Source organism: Sphingomonas sp. 1F27F7B (assembly GCF_005503355.1).
GTDB lineage: Bacteria > Pseudomonadota > Alphaproteobacteria > Sphingomonadales > Sphingomonadaceae > Sphingomonas.
In genome coordinates this window covers 285,898-303,429 of record NZ_SCMK01000002.1, presented here as the reverse complement: position 1 = coordinate 303,429, position 17,532 = coordinate 285,898, and the positions used below count along the sequence as shown (strand labels likewise).

Annotated in this window: 15 protein-coding genes; 5 read left to right on the top strand and 10 right to left on the bottom strand. The window is 69.0% G+C overall.

Annotated elements, in window-relative coordinates; all coding sequences use genetic code 11:
- Positions 1 to 24 precede the first annotated feature (24 nt).
- Complete coding sequence (locus FFS08_RS03200; RefSeq protein WP_137861812.1) at positions 25 to 963, top strand: hypothetical protein; 939 nt, start codon at positions 25 to 27, stop codon at positions 961 to 963.
- 6 nt (positions 964 to 969) lie between these two features.
- Here the strand turns inward: FFS08_RS03200 and FFS08_RS03195 are convergent, their stop codons facing one another.
- The 8 genes from FFS08_RS03195 to FFS08_RS03160 all read right to left on the bottom strand — a co-directional run bounded on the left by FFS08_RS03195 (position 970) and on the right by FFS08_RS03160 (position 9,365).
- Positions 970 to 1,269 carry a YciI-like protein gene (locus FFS08_RS03195; protein ID WP_137861813.1) on the bottom strand — a complete coding sequence of 100 codons (300 nt, stop codon included), beginning with the start codon at positions 1,267 to 1,269 and terminating at the stop codon, positions 970 to 972.
- Between the two features lies 1 nt (position 1,270).
- Complete coding sequence (locus FFS08_RS03190; RefSeq protein ID WP_137861814.1) at positions 1,271 to 2,095, bottom strand: protein phosphatase 2C domain-containing protein; 825 nt, start codon at positions 2,093 to 2,095, stop codon at positions 1,271 to 1,273.
- Positions 2,096 to 2,104: 9 nt separating this feature from the next.
- Entirely contained in the window at positions 2,105 to 2,605 is a 501-nt protein-coding gene (locus FFS08_RS03185) for a GNAT family N-acetyltransferase (protein ID WP_212741947.1), read from the bottom strand.
- Positions 2,606 to 2,614: 9 nt separating this feature from the next.
- A complete protein-coding gene (locus FFS08_RS03180; protein WP_137861815.1) occupies positions 2,615 to 3,187 on the bottom strand; it encodes an MAPEG family protein in 573 nt (190 codons plus the stop codon).
- Positions 3,188 to 3,189: 2 nt separating this feature from the next.
- Positions 3,190 to 4,500 carry a dihydrolipoamide acetyltransferase family protein gene (locus FFS08_RS03175; RefSeq protein WP_137861816.1) on the bottom strand — a complete coding sequence of 437 codons (1,311 nt, stop codon included), beginning with the start codon at positions 4,498 to 4,500 and terminating at the stop codon, positions 3,190 to 3,192.
- A 5-nt stretch (positions 4,501 to 4,505) separates the two neighbouring features.
- Positions 4,506 to 5,510: an alpha-ketoacid dehydrogenase subunit beta gene (locus FFS08_RS03170; RefSeq protein ID WP_137861938.1), complete on the bottom strand. Its 1,005-nt coding sequence runs from the start codon at positions 5,508 to 5,510 to the stop codon at positions 4,506 to 4,508.
- 141 nt (positions 5,511 to 5,651) lie between these two features.
- Positions 5,652 to 6,923, bottom strand: a complete 1,272-nt coding sequence (locus FFS08_RS03165; protein WP_137861817.1) for a 3-methyl-2-oxobutanoate dehydrogenase (2-methylpropanoyl-transferring) subunit alpha — start codon at positions 6,921 to 6,923, stop codon at positions 5,652 to 5,654.
- Positions 6,924 to 7,226: 303 nt separating this feature from the next.
- Positions 7,227 to 9,365, bottom strand: a complete 2,139-nt coding sequence (locus tag FFS08_RS03160; protein ID WP_249341007.1) for a M3 family metallopeptidase — start codon at positions 9,363 to 9,365, stop codon at positions 7,227 to 7,229.
- A 125-nt stretch (positions 9,366 to 9,490) separates the two neighbouring features.
- Here FFS08_RS03160 and FFS08_RS03155 point away from each other — a divergent pair, with 125 nt between their 5' ends.
- The 4 genes from FFS08_RS03155 to FFS08_RS03140 all read left to right on the top strand — a co-directional run bounded on the left by FFS08_RS03155 (position 9,491) and on the right by FFS08_RS03140 (position 15,861).
- Positions 9,491 to 10,240, top strand: coding sequence for an ImuA family protein (locus FFS08_RS03155; protein WP_137861818.1), 750 nt, complete (start codon positions 9,491 to 9,493; stop codon positions 10,238 to 10,240).
- Positions 10,241 to 10,448: 208 nt separating this feature from the next.
- Positions 10,449 to 11,978 (top strand): DUF6504 family protein, encoded by a 1,530-nt coding sequence (locus FFS08_RS03150; protein ID WP_249341008.1) that lies wholly within the window; start codon positions 10,449 to 10,451, stop codon positions 11,976 to 11,978.
- Positions 11,975 to 15,328, top strand: a complete 3,354-nt coding sequence (locus FFS08_RS03145) for an error-prone DNA polymerase (RefSeq protein WP_137861820.1) — start codon at positions 11,975 to 11,977, stop codon at positions 15,326 to 15,328. The genes FFS08_RS03150 and FFS08_RS03145 overlap by 4 nt, the downstream gene beginning before the upstream one ends.
- Positions 15,328 to 15,861, top strand: coding sequence for a 2'-5' RNA ligase family protein (locus tag FFS08_RS03140; protein ID WP_137861821.1), 534 nt, complete (start codon positions 15,328 to 15,330; stop codon positions 15,859 to 15,861). The genes FFS08_RS03145 and FFS08_RS03140 overlap by 1 nt, the downstream gene beginning before the upstream one ends.
- Here the strand turns inward: FFS08_RS03140 and FFS08_RS03135 are convergent.
- Together FFS08_RS03135 and FFS08_RS03130 are read right to left on the bottom strand one after the other, a co-directional pair.
- The gene (locus FFS08_RS03135; RefSeq protein WP_137861822.1) at positions 15,858 to 16,430 is read right to left on the bottom strand and encodes a methylated-DNA--[protein]-cysteine S-methyltransferase; all 573 of its coding nucleotides are present in this window, start codon (positions 16,428 to 16,430) and stop codon (positions 15,858 to 15,860) included. The genes FFS08_RS03140 and FFS08_RS03135 overlap by 4 nt on opposite strands.
- Before the next feature lie 36 nt (positions 16,431 to 16,466).
- The gene (locus FFS08_RS03130) at positions 16,467 to 17,471 is read right to left on the bottom strand and encodes a fumarylacetoacetate hydrolase family protein (RefSeq protein ID WP_137861823.1); all 1,005 of its coding nucleotides are present in this window, start codon (positions 17,469 to 17,471) and stop codon (positions 16,467 to 16,469) included.
- Positions 17,472 to 17,532 lie beyond the last annotated feature (61 nt).

Below are 17,532 nucleotides of genomic sequence, written 5' to 3'. Positions count from 1 at the left end.
TGTCGCCAAGAACTGGGGGAAATCATGTCGGACAATTGGGATGAGGAAGGCCCGCACGGCCATCCGCTGATCGCGACTCTTGCCGGGGGCGCCGTGCTGGTGCTCGCGGCGTTGCTGGGGCCGCGCTTCGGCTCGCCGCTGCCGTTTCCGGCGCTGCTGATCGGCGGCGCCGCAGCGGGGCTGGTATTGTGGCTGATCGGCTTTCTGGCGACGACGCGCCGGGCGAGCCTGGTGTGGAAGCTCGGCTCGCTGGCATTGCTGATCGGCGCCGGGGCCGGCGCGGCGGCAATCGCACACGGCCAGTTCCAGACCCAGTCGCGCGCCGATGCGAGCAGCTTCGCCGAGATCGAGCTGGCGGCGGACGGAACCCCGCTCCTGCCCGCCGGAGCGGCCGCGCGCGGCCCGGTCTCGCAACTCTATGCCGAGGCGGTGCAGGCCGATGTCGCCGCGCAGCGCGCCTTTGCCGATGCGTTGGACAAGTTCGGCGCCGGAGCGCTCAACAGCCCCTATCTGCTGCAGCAGAACCCGCATGCCATCGGCAATTGCAAGGCGATCGAGCCGATCCGGACGCTGGCCGCCGAGCAGAGCCTGGCACGCATGGCACGGCACAAGGCGCTGGCCGAAATGATCGGAAGCGCGAGCCTGCCCAGGGCGGCCAAGCTGGGCATCGCCAGGATCGCCGGCGACGCGAAGGCCGATCCGCTGCTCGCCAACCAGCAGGCGATGCTCGACGCCACCGCCGAACTCTGCACGCTGCTCGCCCGCAAGAGCTGGTACAATGCCAATGGCTATTTCGGCTTCCGCAACGGCGCGGATGCGGCGACCTTCGCCGCGCTCGGCGCCAGGCGCCGGGCAGTGGCCGAACAGGCCGGTGCGATCGACCGGGAGAGCCGCGAGCGCGTCACCGCCGGCCGCGACCAGGTGCGCGATGCGCTCAGCCGCTCGATCTACGCCAGGGAATAGCCGGGCTCAGGCGGCGGGCCGCACCGGGTTCGCCGCCTCGCGCCCGACCACCGTGTTCCACGGCAGCACTTCCCAATGCGTCACCAGTCCGTTCGCGACATAGGGATCGGCACCGGCAAAGGCCCGCGCGGCCGCTTCGCTGGCGAAGAGCAGCAAGGCGCTCTCGGGCGGATCGCCGAGCGCGCCGCCCAGGATCAGCGCGCCTGCGTCCGCGCTGGCCCAGGCCAGGGCCAGATGCGCGTCGCGAAAGGCGGTGCGGCGCTCGAGATAGTCGGGCGCGATGGCGTAGCGCAGGATCCAGTGCATCTCAGCCTCCGATGCGGAGCCACAGGGCCGTGGCGTCGTCCGATGCCTTGAAGCGCGGAAAGCGGGTGCAGGCGGCGTCCGCGCGCTCGATCGCGCGCAGCTCCTCGGCAATGGCGGCGAGGCCGCGGGAGCGGATCGCCTCGACCAACGCGGCATCGTCATAGGCGGCATAGCTGTCGATCAGCGCGGCATAGCCGTCGCTCATCAGGAAGACCTCGTCGCCGGGAGCGCAGGCGACGGCGGCGGTATCGACTTGCGCCATGTGCTCGGGATCCACGCTGAGCACCCGCATGCCGGGGCGGCCGCGAGTCGCGCGGAGATTGGCGAGGATCGGCGCCGAGCGCTTGGGGCTGCCCAGGCCATGCTCGGCCAGGCTGGCGGCGCGCTCCGCCTCGGAATTGCGGATCTCCCGTTCCGGGCCGAGCCGCACGACCTGGTCGCCGGAGCGAAGAAAGCCGACGCAATCGCCCAGCCAGCCGATCTCGAGCCCATCCGCGCCGAGCCGGACCGCGAGCGATGAGGCGAGCGGATATTCCCAGCGATCCTCGGGGTCGCGCGTGCGGTCGCGCGCCCAGGCGGCGAGGATGTGCGCGGCGACATCGGCATAGAGCGTGCCGATGGTGTCCGCGACGGAACCGGTGAACGCCGCCTGCGCCACGCTCGCCAGCCAGGCCGCCCCGCCCTGCGCGCCGACCAGCCCGGGCGGGCCGAGATCGGTGGCGCCGTCGATCACCCAGGCGTGCCCGCGGGCACTGCCGGCGCGGTCGTCATTGGGAACGGAGATGTCGCCGGCGAGGCTGATCGACTGGAGGAGATCGAAGTGCATGTCCCGGCTTTACACCGGCTTCGTGACGCTCCGCACCATGTAACGTGCATGGGGACCATAACTGGAAAGCTTGGCCGCGAGCGCCGGGCCGTCCATCGGCGCAAAGCCCTGCGCCTGCCAGAAGGCGGCGGATTCGTTCACCGATACGAGCGCGATCGGGGCGTCGATCCCGGCGAACAGCAGGTCGAGCCCCGCCCGGGCATTGCCGCCGCCGCGCGCTTCGGGAAGCAGCGCCAGGTCGTGAAGATACCAGCTGTCCCGATTCGCCGGCAATGCCCCCAGCAGCGTGTCGAGCGGGGGGATCGCCTCCAGCGGCCAGGGATAGGCGATCAGATAGCCGGCCACCCGGTCCGCGCGCGCCAGCACGAAACAGGTGCCCGGCGCGAGCGCGAGCCGCTCGACGAAACAGGCGCGGCCCTCGGGATGGTCGGGAAAGGCGATGCGGGCGACCGCGACGACGCCGTCGAGGTCCTCCACCGTCATCGGCCGCCATTGAAGCGAGTCTCGCATTGCCGCACCCTAGCGGCGGAGCACCCGGAAGAGCCAGAGCTCGATCAGCGCGAAGGGGCCGAGCAGCGCCGCCACGCCGGCCCAGCCGGCCAGCTCGAACCCGAACCGGCCGACGCCCCAGAGCAGCACGACCATCCCGAGGAACATCGAATAGACGCCGAGCCCGCGCCACAGCGGATGGATGTGATAGCCGATCCACCATGCCCAGCGGCCGATCGTCCAGACGATCGCCGTGGCGGCGAGCGGGCGCAGGTCCGGCTCGTAATGCGCGAGCAGGAACAGGCCCGGCAGCAGCACCGCCAGCTGCTCGAGCGTGTTCTGGATATAGCGCTGGTTGACGATCAGCCGCGGCGAATCGGCGCCGGCCAGCGGATCGATCGAGCGGTGGAACAGCCGCTCATGCGCCACCGCTTCGATGCCGGGCACCAGCGCGAGCAGCACCACCGCGCCCGAGCATTGGAGCGCGAACAGCATCGGCTGGGCCGCAATCGGCGGCAGGCCGTGACGCAGCGCCAGCCACAGGCCGATCGCGACGGGGAGCGAGGCGGCGACGGCACCGGCGATGGTGGCCCGCCCCGCCATGCTCAGTCGGCGAACAGCAGTACGGGCGTCTCGAGCAGCTTCTTCACTGCCTGGACGAAGCTCGCCGCATCCCAGCCGTCGACGACACGGTGGTCGCAGCTGATCGACAGGTTCATCAGCTTGGCGCGGACGATCTCGTCCCCCCGGAAGATCGGGCGCTCGACGATCTTGTTCGGCCCGATGATCGCGACTTCGGGACGGTTGATCACCGGCGTGGTGGCGATGCCGCCGAGCGGGCCGAGCGAGGTGACGGTGAGCGTCGATCCCGACAGCTCCTCCGACTTGGCCTTGCCGGTGCGCGCGGCCTCGGCCAGGCGGCTGATCTCGGCGGCGAGCTGCCAGACATTCCTGTCCTGCGCGTCGCGGATCACCGGCACCATCAGCCCGGCATCGGTCTGCGCCGCCATACCGAGGTGAACGCGGCCATGGCGCGTGACCACGCCGGCCTCGTCGTCATACCGCGCATTGATCATCGGGAAAGCGGGCAGCGCCCGGCAGATCGCGACGATCAGGAAAGGCAGCATGGTCAGCTTGGGGCGCGCGCCGCGATTGTCGTTGAGGTCGCCGCGCATGTCCTCCAGCGCCGTGACGTCGATTTCGTCGACATAAGTGAAGTGCGGGATGGCGCGCTTCGAGGCGGCCATGTTCTCGGCGATGCGGCGGCGCATGCCGATGACCTTGATCGGCTGGTCGTCACGCGCGCGGCTGGCATGCGGGGCGTGATAGCCCTGTGCCGAGCCATAGCGCAGATAGGCGTCGAGATCGGCGTGGCGGATATGGTTGCCGTCCGACTTCACCACGGCGAGATCGATGCCGAGATCCTTGGCACGGGCACGGACCGCGGGGGAGGCCAGGACTTTATGATCCTCCCCGGCACGGGGAGGGGGACCATCAGCCGCAGGCTGATGGTGGAGGGGGGGCTCCGCAGAGGAAATCGCTTGTGGCTCTCCCCCTCCACCACCGACTTCGTCGGCGGTCCCCCTCCCCGTTCCGGGGAGGATCTGAGCCTCTTCCACGCCCGGAGTCTCGGCCTCGACCTGCTCCTCCGCCGGCGCAGTCTCGGCGGCATCGCCCTCGACTTCGATCACCATCAGGCCCGAGCCGATCGCCACCATCTCGCCGACTTCGCCGGCCAGCTCGACCACCACGCCGGAGACGGGCGATTCCATCTCGACCGTGGCCTTGTCGGTCATCATGTCGGCGACCTGCTGGTCCTCCGACACCCGGTCGCCGACCTTGACGTGCCAGGCGACGATCTCGGCCTCGGCAATGCCTTCGCCGATGTCCGGCAGGCGGAACGTGAAACGAGCCATTGCGATCAGTCCTTCAGGATCTTCTTGAGGGCGGTGCCGATGCGGACCGGGCCAGGGAAATAGGCCCATTCCAGGCTGTGCGGATAGGGCGTGTCGAAGCCGGTCACCCGTGCGATCGGGGCTTCGAGATGATAGAAGCAGCGCTCCTGCACCTGGGCCGAAAGCTCGGCGCCGAAGCCCGAGGTGCGGGTCGCCTCGTGCACGATCAGGCAGCGGCCGGTCTTCTTCACCGACGCTTCGATCGTGTCGATGTCGAGCGGCACCAGCGTGCGCAGATCGACGATCTCGGCGTCGACGCCCAGTTCCTCGACCGTGTTGGCGACGACATGGACCATCGTGCCGTAGCAGAGGATCGTCACGGCCTCGCCAGGGCGGACCACCGCGGCCTTGCCCAGCTCGACGCGGTAATAGCCCTCGGGCACCTGGGCGCCGGGATGATCGGCCCAGGTCTTGGCCGGGCGATCATAATGGCCGTGGAACGGGCCGTTGTAGATGCGCTTGGGCTCGAGGAAGAGGACGGGATCATTGTCCTCGATCGCCGCGATCAGCAGGCCCTTGGCGTCGTACGGCGTCGAGGGAATCACCGTCTTCATGCCCGAGACATGGGTGAAGATGCCCTCGGGCGACTGCGAGTGCGTCTGCCCGCCGAAGATACCGCCGCCATAGGGCGAGCGGATCGTGATCGGCGCAGTGAAGTCCGCCGCCGAGCGATAGCGCAGCCGCGCCGCTTCGGAGACGAGCTGGTCGAGCGCCGGATAGATGTAATCGGCGAACTGGATCTCGGGAACCGGGCGCAGGCCATAGGCGCCCATGCCGATCGCCACGCCCATGATGCCGATCTCGGTGATCGGCGTGTCGAAGGCGCGGGCCTTGCCGTACTTGGCCTGGAGCCCGGCGGTCGCGCGGAACACGCCGCCAAAATAGCCGACATCCTCGCCCATCACGATCACGTTCGGATCGCGCGCCATCATCACGTCCATGGCGGAGTTGATCGCCTGGATCATGTTCATCTGGGTGGTGGTTTCTTCAGTCATTACCCACCTCCGTCATCCCCGCGAAGGCGGGGATCCAGAGCCAAGAGCGAACCGTCAGGACAGAGAAACCCTGGATCCCCGCCTGCGCGGGGATGACGAATGGAAGATGCATGTCGCTCACAGGCCGGCCGCCTTCTGCTCGTCCAGCATTTGCTGCTGCTGTTCCTTCAGGTGCCAGGGGATCGTCTCGAACACGCCTTCGAACATCGATTCGAAGGGCTGGTGCATGCCGTGGCCGAGGATGCCGTTCTTTTCGGCTTCCTTCTGCGACGCCTTGACCAGTTCGGCGAGCTCGAGGTCCTGCGCGGCGTGGCGCGCCTCGTCCCATTCGCCGATGGCGATGAGATGTTCCTTCAGCCGCCGGATCGGGTCGCCGAGCGGCCAGGCATTGGGCTCGCCCGCCGAACGATAGGCGGTGGGATCGTCCGACGTCGAATGGCCTTCGGCGCGATAAGTGAAATGCTCGATCAGCGTCGGACCCTGGTTGGTCCGCGCGCGCTCGGCGGCCCATTCCGTGGCGGCATAGACCGCCAGCGCGTCATTGCCGTCGACGCGCAGGCCGGCAATGCCATAGCCGATCGCGCGCGCGGCGAAGGTGGTCGCCTCGGCCCCGGCGAAACCGGAGAAGCTCGAGATCGCCCATTGGTTGTTGACGACGTTGAAGATGACCGGCGCCTTGTAGACCGTCGCGAAGGTCAGCGCCGAGTGGAAATCGCCCTCTGCCGTCGAGCCCTCGCCGCACCAGGTGGCGGAGATGCGCGTGTCGCCCTTGGCCGCGCTCGCCATCGCCCAGCCCACTGCCTGGGGATATTGCGTCGCCAGGTTGCCCGAAATCGAGAAGAATCCGAATTGCTTCGACGAATACATGATCGGCAGCTGGCGGCCCTCGAGCGGATCGGCCCTGTTCGAGTAGATCTGGTTCATCATCTGCACGATCGGATAGCCGCGCGTGATGAGGATCCCCTGCTGGCGATAGGAAGGGAAGCACATGTCGTCGCCGGCCAGCGCCATCGCCGCGCCGATCGACACGGCCTCCTCGCCGGTGGACTTCATGTAGAAGCTGGTCTTGCCCTGCCGCTGGGCGCGGAACATGCGTTCGTCGAACGCGCGGGTGAGCGCCATCGAACGGAGCATGCGGCGCTTGGCCTCGGCATCGAGCCGCGGATCCCAGGGACCGACCGCATTGCCCTCGTCGTCGAGGACGCGGACCAGGCCATAGGCCAGCTCGTGGAAGCTGTCGGCACGGTCGGCGGTGTCGGGGCGGCGGGTGGCGCCCGCGGGCGGCACCACAATGTCGCTGAAATCCGCTTCGTCGCCCGGGCGGAATCGCGGCTCGGGCACGTGCAGCGCAAGCGGGGGCAGGTTGGCGCGATCGCGCTCGATCGACATGGGCTCTCCGGACATAGGCTCCCGTCGCCAAACGCGCGGGAATCACGTTTCGCGCCATTGTTATAAAATTTCAAAGCCTCGCGCAAGAAGGTCAGCGGTGCTGACCTGAAATGCCGGGTGGAATGCTGGGAATTCGGGGACGAAGTGAGAGCCGCTTCTCGGCATCAGGGATCTGTCGCCCTCCGCTGATCCCCGGCGAAGGCCGGAGCCCAGTTGCGATGTCGTTCGAGAGGTTTGACCACCCCAACCGACTCCACCGAAACCGGACCCCGGCCTTCGCCGGGGAACCGAAATCGCCTTTGGTTAGGTCACCGGAAACCCGCGCCGCTTGAACAGCGCCGACACGTCCGGATCGCGGCCCCGGAACGCGCGATAGGCGAGCTTGCGGTCGGTCTCGTTGCCGGTGGAGAGCAATGTGGCGCGGAAACGGTCGGCGGTCGGCTTGTCCCAGACATTGCCGGTCTCCTGGAACGCCGCCCAGGTGTCGGCGTCCATCGTCTCGGACCACAGGTACGAATAATAGCCGGCCGAATAGGCGTCGGACGAGAAGAGATGGCCGAACTGCGGCATGCGGTGGCGCAGCACGATCTCCTTCGGCATGCCGAGCGCCGCCAGCGCTTCCTTCTCGAAGGCGGCGATGTCAGTCACCGGCACCTCGCGGTCGTGCAACTGCATGTCGAGGATCGCGCAGGCGAGATATTCGACCGTGCCGAAGCCCTGGTTGAAGGTCGACGATTTCTCGATCTTGTCGACCAGCGCCTGCGGCATCGGCGCGCCGGTCTTGTAGTGTTTCGCGTATTTGTCCAGCACGTCGCGGGTGAGCAGCCAGTTCTCGTTCACCTGGCTGGGATATTCCACGAAGTCGCGCGGCGTGCCGGCCAGCCCCGGATAGGTCACGTTCTGGAGCAGGCTGTGGATCGCATGGCCGAACTCGTGGAACAGGGTCGTTGCGTCGTCGAGGCTGATCAGCGTCGGCTCGCCCGCGCCGCCCTTGACGAAATTATTGTTGTTCGAGGCGAGTGTGTTTCGCACGCCGCCGAACTTCTGCTGGCCGCGATAGCGCGTCGCCCAGGCGCCCGAGCGCTTGCCCGACCGGGCATAGCCGTCGAAATAGAAGATGCCGACATTCTTTCCCGTCCGCGTATCGGTCACTTCGAAGGTGCGCACCGCGGGATCGAACACCGGCACGTCCTTCACTTCCCGGAAGCCGAGATCGTAGAGCCGGCCGGCGGCATAGAAGGCGCCCTGGAGGATGTTGCCGAGTTCGAGATACGGCTTCACCTCGCTCTCATCCAGGTCGTACTTCGCCTTGCGGACCTTCTCGGCATAGAAGCGATAGTCCCAGGGCTCGATGGTGATCCCGGCGCCTTCCCGATCGGCGAGCGCCTGCATGTCGGCGACTTCCTCGGCAACGCGGGCGCGGGCGGCGGGCCATACCGCCATCATCAGCTTCAGCGCATTGGCCGGAGTCTCGGCCATGGTGTCGTCCATGCGGTAATAGGCATGGTTCCTGAAGCCGAGCAGCTTCGCCCGCTGCTGGCGCAGCTTCAGTATCTCGGCGATGCCGGCCTTGTTGTCGTTCGCATTGCCATTGTCGCCGCGCATCACGAAGGCGCGCCACACCTTCTCGCGCAGCCCCCGGTCGGTCGAATAAGTGAGGAAGGGCGAGACCGAGGAGCGCGTGTTGACCACCGCCCATTTGCCGGCCAGCCCGCGATCCGCCGCCGCGCTGGCGAGCGAGGCCTTGAAGCTGTCGGGGAGCCCCGCCAGCTGGGCTTCGCCATCGAGGACGATCCAGGTCTCCTCGTCGGCCAGCAGCCTGCGGCTGAAATCGGAGAAAGTGCTGGCGAGCGCCTGGTTGAGCCGGCTGACTTCGGCGCGATCGGCGTCCGACAGCGCCGCACCACGGCGGACGAAGCCACGATAGCTGCGCTCGAGCAGGCGCAGCTGCTGCGCATCGAGCTTCTGGCCGGCGCGCGTGTCATACGCACTCTTCACCCGGGCGAAGAGCAGGGGGTCGAGGAACAGCTCGTCATTCGCCTTGGTGAGCTTCGGGCTCCATTCCCGATCGATCGCCTGGACCTGCTTGTCGGCGAGGTTGCTTTCGTACACGCCCCAGACCGATTCGACGCGGTCCATCGTGTCGCCCGCCTTCTGCATCGGCTCGATCACGGTGTGGAAGGTGGGGGCGGCGCGCGCATCGCGGATCGCGTGGATCTCCCGGCGCTGCTCGGCGATCGCAACCTCGAAGGCGGCGGGGAACATCTCGACGCGGAACTTGTCCCAGGGCGGCATCCCGCCATAGCCGCCGGGCCAGGGCGCGAGCAGGGGCGAGGCGTCTGCGGTGTCGGCGGCGTGAGCCATGAAGCTCCCCATGAAAGGCGTTGCGAGCAAGGCGCTGGTGCCGAGAAGCGCCTGGCGGCGGCTAAGGTTGCGGATCAAGTTCCGAAGGCTCCCTGGAAAACGGTGAATCAAGCCGAGCTTAGGGACGTGCCGCGGAATGGCAATTGACTCTCGGGCAATAAGGAACAGAATAGGAACATTCTTGTTCCCGAGTCGTGAGCAGCATGGCCGATCCTGCCGTCCTGAAGCAATTGCGCGAGACCCTGAGCGGTCTGGAGACCGGCGGTTTCCGCCGACGCCCGGCGCTGCCCTTCGGGATCGAGGCGATCGATTCGCGGCTCGCCGATGGCGGCCTCAGGCTCGATGCGCTGCACGAAGTGGCGGCGGGCACGCGCGACATGGCCGATGATTGCGCGGCAACTTTGTTCCTTGCCGGAATCGCGGCACGCGCCTGGGGCCCGGTGCTCTGGGTGGTGCGGCGGCGCGACCTGTTCGCGCCCGGCCTCGCCCAGTCGGGGCTCGATCACAAGCGCCTGATCTATGCCGAGGCCAGGGACGATGCCGAGCTGCTCGCGATCATGGAGGAGGGCTTGCGCCATCGCGGCCTGGGCGCGGTGATCGGCGAAGCCAAGCGGGCGGACATGACCGCGACGCGCCGGCTCCAGCTCGCGGCAGAGGGCGGACGGACGATCGCACTGCTGCTGAAGCGCGCCGCACGCGAAGGCGCCGACCCGATCGGCATGCCTTCGGCGGCAGTGACCCGCTGGCGCGTGACCTGCGCGCCTTCGGCACCGCTGCCGGTGGAAGGCGTCGGGCGGCCGCGCTGGCGGCTGGAGCTGGCGCGGCAAAAGGGGGGCGAGGGTTTCGAGACGATAGTGGAGGCATGCGATGCAACGGGTCGCTGCGCTCTTCCTTCCCCTGTGGCCGATCGAAAGGCTGTGGCGGGCGGAACGGCGCGTCGGCGCGCGGCCTGACGCGCGCGCTCTCCCCACGCCGCAGGCCCCGCTCCGCAAGCCCGCGCAGCACGAGGGCCATTGGCGGCCGGGCGCCAGATGGGCGCACGGGGAATCTCAAATCCTTCCCGAGCTTGCCTCGGGGAGGGGGACCATTCGCGTAGCGAATGGTGGAGGGGCCGGCGCAAATGCGCCGGTGCCCGGCGCTCCCCTCCACCACGCCCTTCGGGTGCGGTCCCCCTCTCCCAGCGCGCTGGGAGAGGAATATGCTCCCCTCGTCACTTCCCTCCGCAACGGCAGCCGCATCGAGATCGCCGCCGCCTGCCCCGCCGCCCAGGCGCTGGGGCTGCGGCCCGGCATGGCAGTCACCCAGGCGCGCGCGCAGGTGCCGGGACTCGATATCCGCCCGGCCGATCCCGAAGGCGATCGCGGCTCGCTGCGGACCCTCGCCATCCTCGCCGCACGGCGCTGGTCTCCGGTCGTGGCACTGTCGGGCACGGACGGCCTGTTCCTCGACCTGAGCGGCACCGCGCACCTGTTCGGCGGCGAGGAGCAGATGGCCCGGCGCATCGTCCGCCTGCTCGCTCGTGCCGGCTTCGCCGTACGGCTCGCCATCGCCGACACGCCGGGCGCCGCCTGGGCGCTGGCGCGGTTCCGGGGCACGTGCATCTGCCCACCGGGTGCGCAGGCCGAAGCGCTCGCCGACCTCCCCACTGCGGCGCTGCGCATCGACGAAGCGGCGGTCGAGCTGCTCCGGCGGCTGGGTATCGACCGGATCGGCCAGCTCGCCGCCCTGCCCCGCGCTCCGCTCGCCCGGCGCTTCGGCAGCGGCACGGTGCTGCGGCTCGACCAGGCGCTGGGCCAGGTCGCCGAACCGCTCCATCCGGTGATCCCGCCCGAGGCGATCGCCGTCCGCCAGCGCTTCGCCGAGCCGATCGCCACTGCCGAGGCGATCGAACATTGGCTGGGTGTGCTCACGCCGCGCCTCGCCGCAGCGCTTGAGGCCGAAGGGTTGGGCGTGCAGGCGCTCGAATGCATCGCCGAGCGCGTCGACGGCGTGCCGCAGCGCATCCGCATCGGCCTCGCCCGGCCGAGCCGTGACGGCGCGCACCTCCTGCGCCTGCTCCGGCGCCGGATCGAGGATGTCGAGCCCGGCTACGGCATCGATGCGATCGCGCTCCATGTCCGCCGCGCCGCCGCGCTCGAAGCGCAGCCGGTCGTCGAGCGGCTCGACGCGGAAGCCGCACCCGACCTGGCCACGCTGGTCGATACGCTGGCGACGCGGATCGGCCCGGCGGCCATGTGGCGGATGCGCCCAGTGGAGAGCGACGTGCCTGAACGGTCCCTGGCGTGCGCGCCGGTGCTCGATCCGCCCGTCCGCGGGACGATGCACGCGAAACCGGACGATGTCCGCCAGCTCGATCGCAACCCGCCCCTGCCGCCCTGGCATCCCGGCTGGCCGCGCCCGGCGCGGCTGCTCGCCCGGCCCGAACGGCTCGACCATGTCATGGCCGAGCTGCCCGACCACGCCCCGCGCCGCTTCACCTGGCGCGGCCGCCCGCACCGGGTGGTGTGCGCCGACGGGCCCGAGCGCATCCAGGGCGAATGGTGGAGGCGCGATGCCGAGCGGATGAGCGTGCGCGACTATTTCCGCGTCGAGGACGAGACGGGCCGCCGCTATTGGCTGTTCCGCTCGGGCGATGGCGAGCGCGCGGCGACCGGCGATCTCAGCTGGTATCTCCACGGCGTGTTCGGATGAGTCCCAAGGCTTCCTATGCCGAACTCCAGGTGACCACGCATTTCTCGTTCCTGCGCGGTGCCTCCTCGCCCGAGGACCTGTTCCGCACGGGCGCGGCGCTCGGCCTGCCCGCGCTCGGCATCGTCGATCGCAATTCGGTGGGCGGCGTGGTGCGCGCGCTCGTCGCCGCCGAGCAGCTTTCCGCAGCCGGCATCCCGATCCGGATGATCGCCGGCTGCCGGCTCGACCTGGTCGACGGCAGCTCGGTGCTGGTCTGGCCCGAGGATCGGGCCGCCTGGTCGCGGCTCACCCGGCTGCTCACGCTCGGCAAGTCGCGCGCCGATGCGCAGAAGGGCGAGAAGGGCCGGTGCTTCCTCCATTGGGACGATCTGGCCGGGGCAGCGGAGGGGATGGTCGGCGCGCTGGTCCCCGGGCTGGCGGATACCGGCGATCCCCAGGCGCTGCGCTGGATGGCGGACCTGTTCGAGGCGCGCGGCCATGTCTGCCTCACCTGGCATCGCCGCCCGGGGGACGCGATGCGGCTGCACGCGCTCGATCTGGCTGCCCGCCGCTTCGGCCTCACCCCGCTCGCCACCGGCGACGTGCTCTACGACACGCCCGACCGGCGGATGCTGCAGGACATAGTCACGGCGATCCGCGAGAAATGCACGATCGACGCGCTCGGCTTCCGCCGCGAGCGCAGCGCCGACCGGCATTTGAAGTCGCCGGAGGAAATGGCGCGCCGCTTCCGCGCCTATCCCGAGGCCATCCATGCCTCCGCCGCGATCACCGAGCGCTGCACCTTCTCGCTGCGCGACCTCGAGCACCAATATCCCGAGGAGCAGGTCATCCATGGCCGCACCGCGCAGGAAGCGCTCGCCGCGCTCGCCTGGAACGGGCTCAAGCAGAAATTCGCCGGCAAGCCTTCCCAGGCGCACCGGGACCTGCTCACGCACGAACTCGGCCTGGTCGAGCAGATGGGCTATGCGCCCTATTTCCTCACGGTCAATTCGATCGTCCAGTTCGCGCTGAGCCAGCAGATCCTCTGCCAGGGGCGGGGCAGCGCGGCCAATTCGGTGATCTGCTTCGCGCTCGGCATCACCTCGATCGATCCGATCGTGCACCAGCTGCTGTTCGAGCGCTTCATCTCGACCGAGCGCAAGGAACCGCCCGACATCGACGTCGATTTCGAGCATGAACGGCGCGAGGAAGTGATCCAGTGGATCTACGACACCTATGGTCGCGACCATGCCGCGCTCACTGCGGTGGTGATCCGCTTCCGCTCGCGCAGCGCCTTGCGCGAAGTCGGCAAGGCGATGGGGCTGCCCGAGGACATGACCGCGGCGCTCTCCTCCCAGGTCTGGGGCTGGTCGAACGACGTCGACGACAGGCATGCCGACGCCCTCAACCTCGACCGCAACGATCCGCGCCTGGCGCTGACGCTCGAGCTCGCGCGCCAGCTGGTCGACACGCCGCGTCACCTTTCCCAGCATCCCGGCGGCTTCGTGCTCACGCGCGACCGGCTGCACGACCTGATCCCCGTCGAGCCCGCGGCGATGGTCGACCGGCACGTCGTCGAATGGGAGAAGCTCGACATCGAGGAGCTGGGCTTCATGAAGGTCGACATTCTCGGCCTCGGCATGCTCGGCTGCATGCGGCGCACCTTCGACCTGCTCGCCGCGCACAAGGCGACGCACCTCACGCTCGCCGCCCCCCTGATGCAGGGCGAGGACCCCCTCACCTTCGAGATGATCCAACAGGCGGACACGCTCGGCGTGTTCCAGATCGAGAGCCGCGCGCAGATGTCGATGCTGCCGCGGATGAAGCCGACCTGCTTCTACGACATCGCGATCCAGGTCGCGATCGTCCGGCCGGGGCCGATCCAGGGCAACATGGTCCATCCCTATCTCAAGCGCCGCCAGAATCCGAAGCTGGTCGACTATCCGTCCCCCGCCCTGGAGGACGTGCTGAGGAAGACGCTGGGCGTGCCGCTGTTCCAGGAACAGGCGATGCAAGTCGCGATCGTCGGCGCCGGCTTCACGCCGGGCGAGGCGGACCGGCTGCGTCGTGCAATGGCGACGTTCAAGTCGAGCGGCGACATCGGCGAATTCCGTCCCAAGCTGATCGCCGGCATGCTCGAGCGCGGCATCAGCGAGGATTTCGCCGAACGGCTGGTCGCGCAGATCGAAGGCTTCAGCAATTACGGCTTCCCCGAGAGCCACGCCGCCAGCTTCGCCAAGATCGCCTATGCCTCGAGCTGGATGAAGTGCCATCATCCCGACGTGTTCTGCACGGCGCTGCTCAATGCGCAGCCCATGGGCTTCTACGCGCCCGCCCAGTTGATCCGCGACGCGCGCACACACGGCGTGGAGGCACGCGCGGTGTGCATAAACGACAGCGACTGGGACACGCGGATGGTGCCCGAGGGAGCGAATCCGCGCACCCGGGACACGCGCTTCCGCGGCACCGACCAGGACTGGGCGAGCCTCCAGCCGATCCGCCTCGGCATGCGGATCGTGCAGGGACTATCCGAGGACGATGCCGGAGCGATCCTGCGCGCCCGCGCCCAGGCGCCCTTCGTCTCGATCGAGGACGTCTGGCGCCGTTCCCGAGTGAAGCCGGCCGCGCTCGAGCGGCTGGCGCGCGCGGATGCGTTCCGGGCGCTGGGGCTCGACCGGCGCCGGGCGCTCTGGGCGATCAAGGGGCTGGGCCAGGCGCCGCTCGACCTGTTCGCCGCGGCCGATGCGCGCGAAGGCCCAACGGTGGCCGAGACGGTCGAGCCGCAGGTGGCGCTGCTGCCGCTCACCGCGGGCCGCGAAGTCGTGGAGGATTATCGCGCGACTCAGCTCAGCCTGCGCGCGCATCCGCTTTCCTTCCTGCGCGACCGGCTGGCGGACCGGCGGATCGCGAAATGCGCGGACCTGCTGGACATGAAGGACGGCGCCCGGGCGGAAGTCGCCGGCCTGATCCTCGTCCGCCAGCGGCCGGGCAGCGCCAAGGGCGTGGTGTTCGTCACGCTGGAGGACGAGACCGGCATCGCCAATGCCGTGCTCTGGGCCGACCGGTTCGAAGCCAATCGCCGCACGGTGATGTCGGCGACGATGCTGGCGATCGCCGGCCGGGTGCAGCGCGAAGGCATCGTGATCCATCTCGTCGCCGAACGGATCACCGACCTCACGCCCTGGCTGCGCGAAGTGGGCGAGCTCGATCTGCCGCGCACCACCATGCCCGGCGACGGGGCGACGCATGGCGGCGAGATCGATCCGCGCGACCGGCCGGCATCCCCCCGCCGCCCCGCCGAAAGCTGGCCGCCGCGCCGCAGCCTCAAGGCGCCGGACCTGATCCCGGTGCGCTCCAGGGACTTTCACTGATGCCCGGGAACCGCTTCTTCTACGCGCTCCGTCCTTCGCCGCTCGCCCGCAACCTGATCGGCGTGCAGCGCGACCAGCTCGGACTGGCCGAGAGCCTGGTCGAGAACGACCGGCTGCACATCACGCTGGCCATCACCGAGGATTTCGCGCGCCGGCCCTATGCCGAGATGCAGCGGCTGATCGAGATCGGCGACCAGGTCTCGTCGGCGCCGGTGCCGGTGAGGCTCGACCGCGTCTCCGGCAGCAACGAGACGATCGCGCTGCGCCCCGGCCGCAAGATCCGTGCCTTGGCCGAGCTGGGCCGCAAGCTGCAGGACGGCCTGTCGCGCGCCGGGCTGTTGCGCGCCGCCTGGGACTTCCATCCGCACGTCACCCTGCTCTATCGCAAGGGCCGTCCCTTCACGCGCACGATAGAGCCGATCGGCTGGGAAGCCGCCGATTTCGTGCTGATCCACTCGATACTCGGCGAGCATCGCCACATCGAGCTGGGCCGCTGGCCGCTGGTCGACCGGCAGGGCAGTTTCGGCTTCTAGAAGCCCAGCCCCAGCTGCGGCAGGTCCCGCGTGACGACGCCGTCCTTCACTTCGACGCCCTCGATCGCGAGCATCTGCGCCTTCAGCAGCGCACCGCCGGGCGCCGAGAAGCCGCCGATCCGCCCGTTCGCCGCCGTCACCCGGTGGCAGGGAACGATCAGCGGCACCGGATTGGCCGCCATGGCCTGGCCGACGTCGCGGGCGAATTCCGGCCCCGCCTCGAGCATCCGGGCGATCGCGCCATAGGTCGCCGTCTCGCCCCAGCCGAGCCGGCGCACGGCGGCATAGACGCGTTCGAAAAACGGCTCCTGCATGCCGAGATCGACGGCCACGCCGGCGAAGTCGACGCGCTCCCCGGCAAAATAGCGCAGTGCGTCGTCGATCACGGCCTGCACCGGCGGCGGCGGCGATACCGGTTTCGCGTCCGGCAGGCGCCGCAGCAGCGCCCGTTCCGCCTCGCGCGCCGTGCCCGCCGGCAGCCTCAGGCTGTTGATGCCCCTGGCGTTCCAGCCGATCGCGACGAAACCCGCGGCGGTCTCGAACACCGTATAGCCGTTCTCCATGGTCATGACGCGGAGATCGGGAGGCCGGGCGAGGTTCGCAACCTATCCTCCGACGGTCTGCTCGATCACGCCGAAGATCGGGTGGTGCCGGTCGTCCTCGGCCCAGATGCGCACCGTGTCGCCGGCCTTGAGGAAGGGCGTCTCGGGCTTGCCGCCGCGGATCGTCTCGATCGTGCGGATCTCGGCGATGCACGAATAACCGACGCCGCCCTCGCTCACCGGCTTGCCCGGCCCGCCATCCTCGCCGCGATTGGAGACGGTGCCCGAGCCGATGATCGTGCCGGCACCCAGCCTGCGCGTCTTCGCCGCATGCGCGACCAGCGTGCCGAAGTCGAAGGTCATGTCGATGCCGGCCTCGGCCCGGCCGAACGGCTTGCCGTTCACATCGACCATCAACTTGCGGTGCAGCTTGCCGTCCCGCCACCAGTCGCCCAGCGAATCGGGCGTGACGAACACCGGGGAGAAGGCGCTGGCCGGCTTGGACTGGAAGAAGCCGAAGCCCTTGGCCAGTTCGCCGGGAATGAGGTTGCGCAGCGAGACGTCGTTGGTGAGGCCGACCAGCCGGATCGCCGCCAGCGCTTCCTCGCGGCTCGCGCCCAGCGGCACGTCGCCGGTGACGACCACCACTTCGGCCTCGAGATCGCAGCCCCAGGCCGCGTCGGCGAGCGGGATCGAATCGCGCGGGCCGAGAAAGCCGTCGCTGCCGCCCTGATACATCAGCGGATCATGCCAGAAGCTCTCGGGCATCTCCGCCCCGCGCGCCTGCCGGACGAGCGCGACATGGTTCACATAGGCCGAGCCATCGGCCCATTGATAGGCGCGGGGCAGCGGCGCGGCGGCGAGCCGCTCGTGGAAGCGCTCGCGCGGGATCACCTCATGGTCGAGATCGGTGGCGAGGTTCCGGAGATCGGTCTCGACCCGATCCCAATTGTCGAGCGCCGCCTGCAGCGTCGGGGCAATCATGTCGGCGCTGGCGTACCAGGCCAGGTCGTTGGAAACCACGACCAGCTTGCCGTCACGGCCATTCTTCAGGCTTGCGAGCTTCATCAGTCTCTCCTTTGCCCCATCCATAGCCGCCCGCGCGGCCAAGTCGAGTTGACTCAGTTGG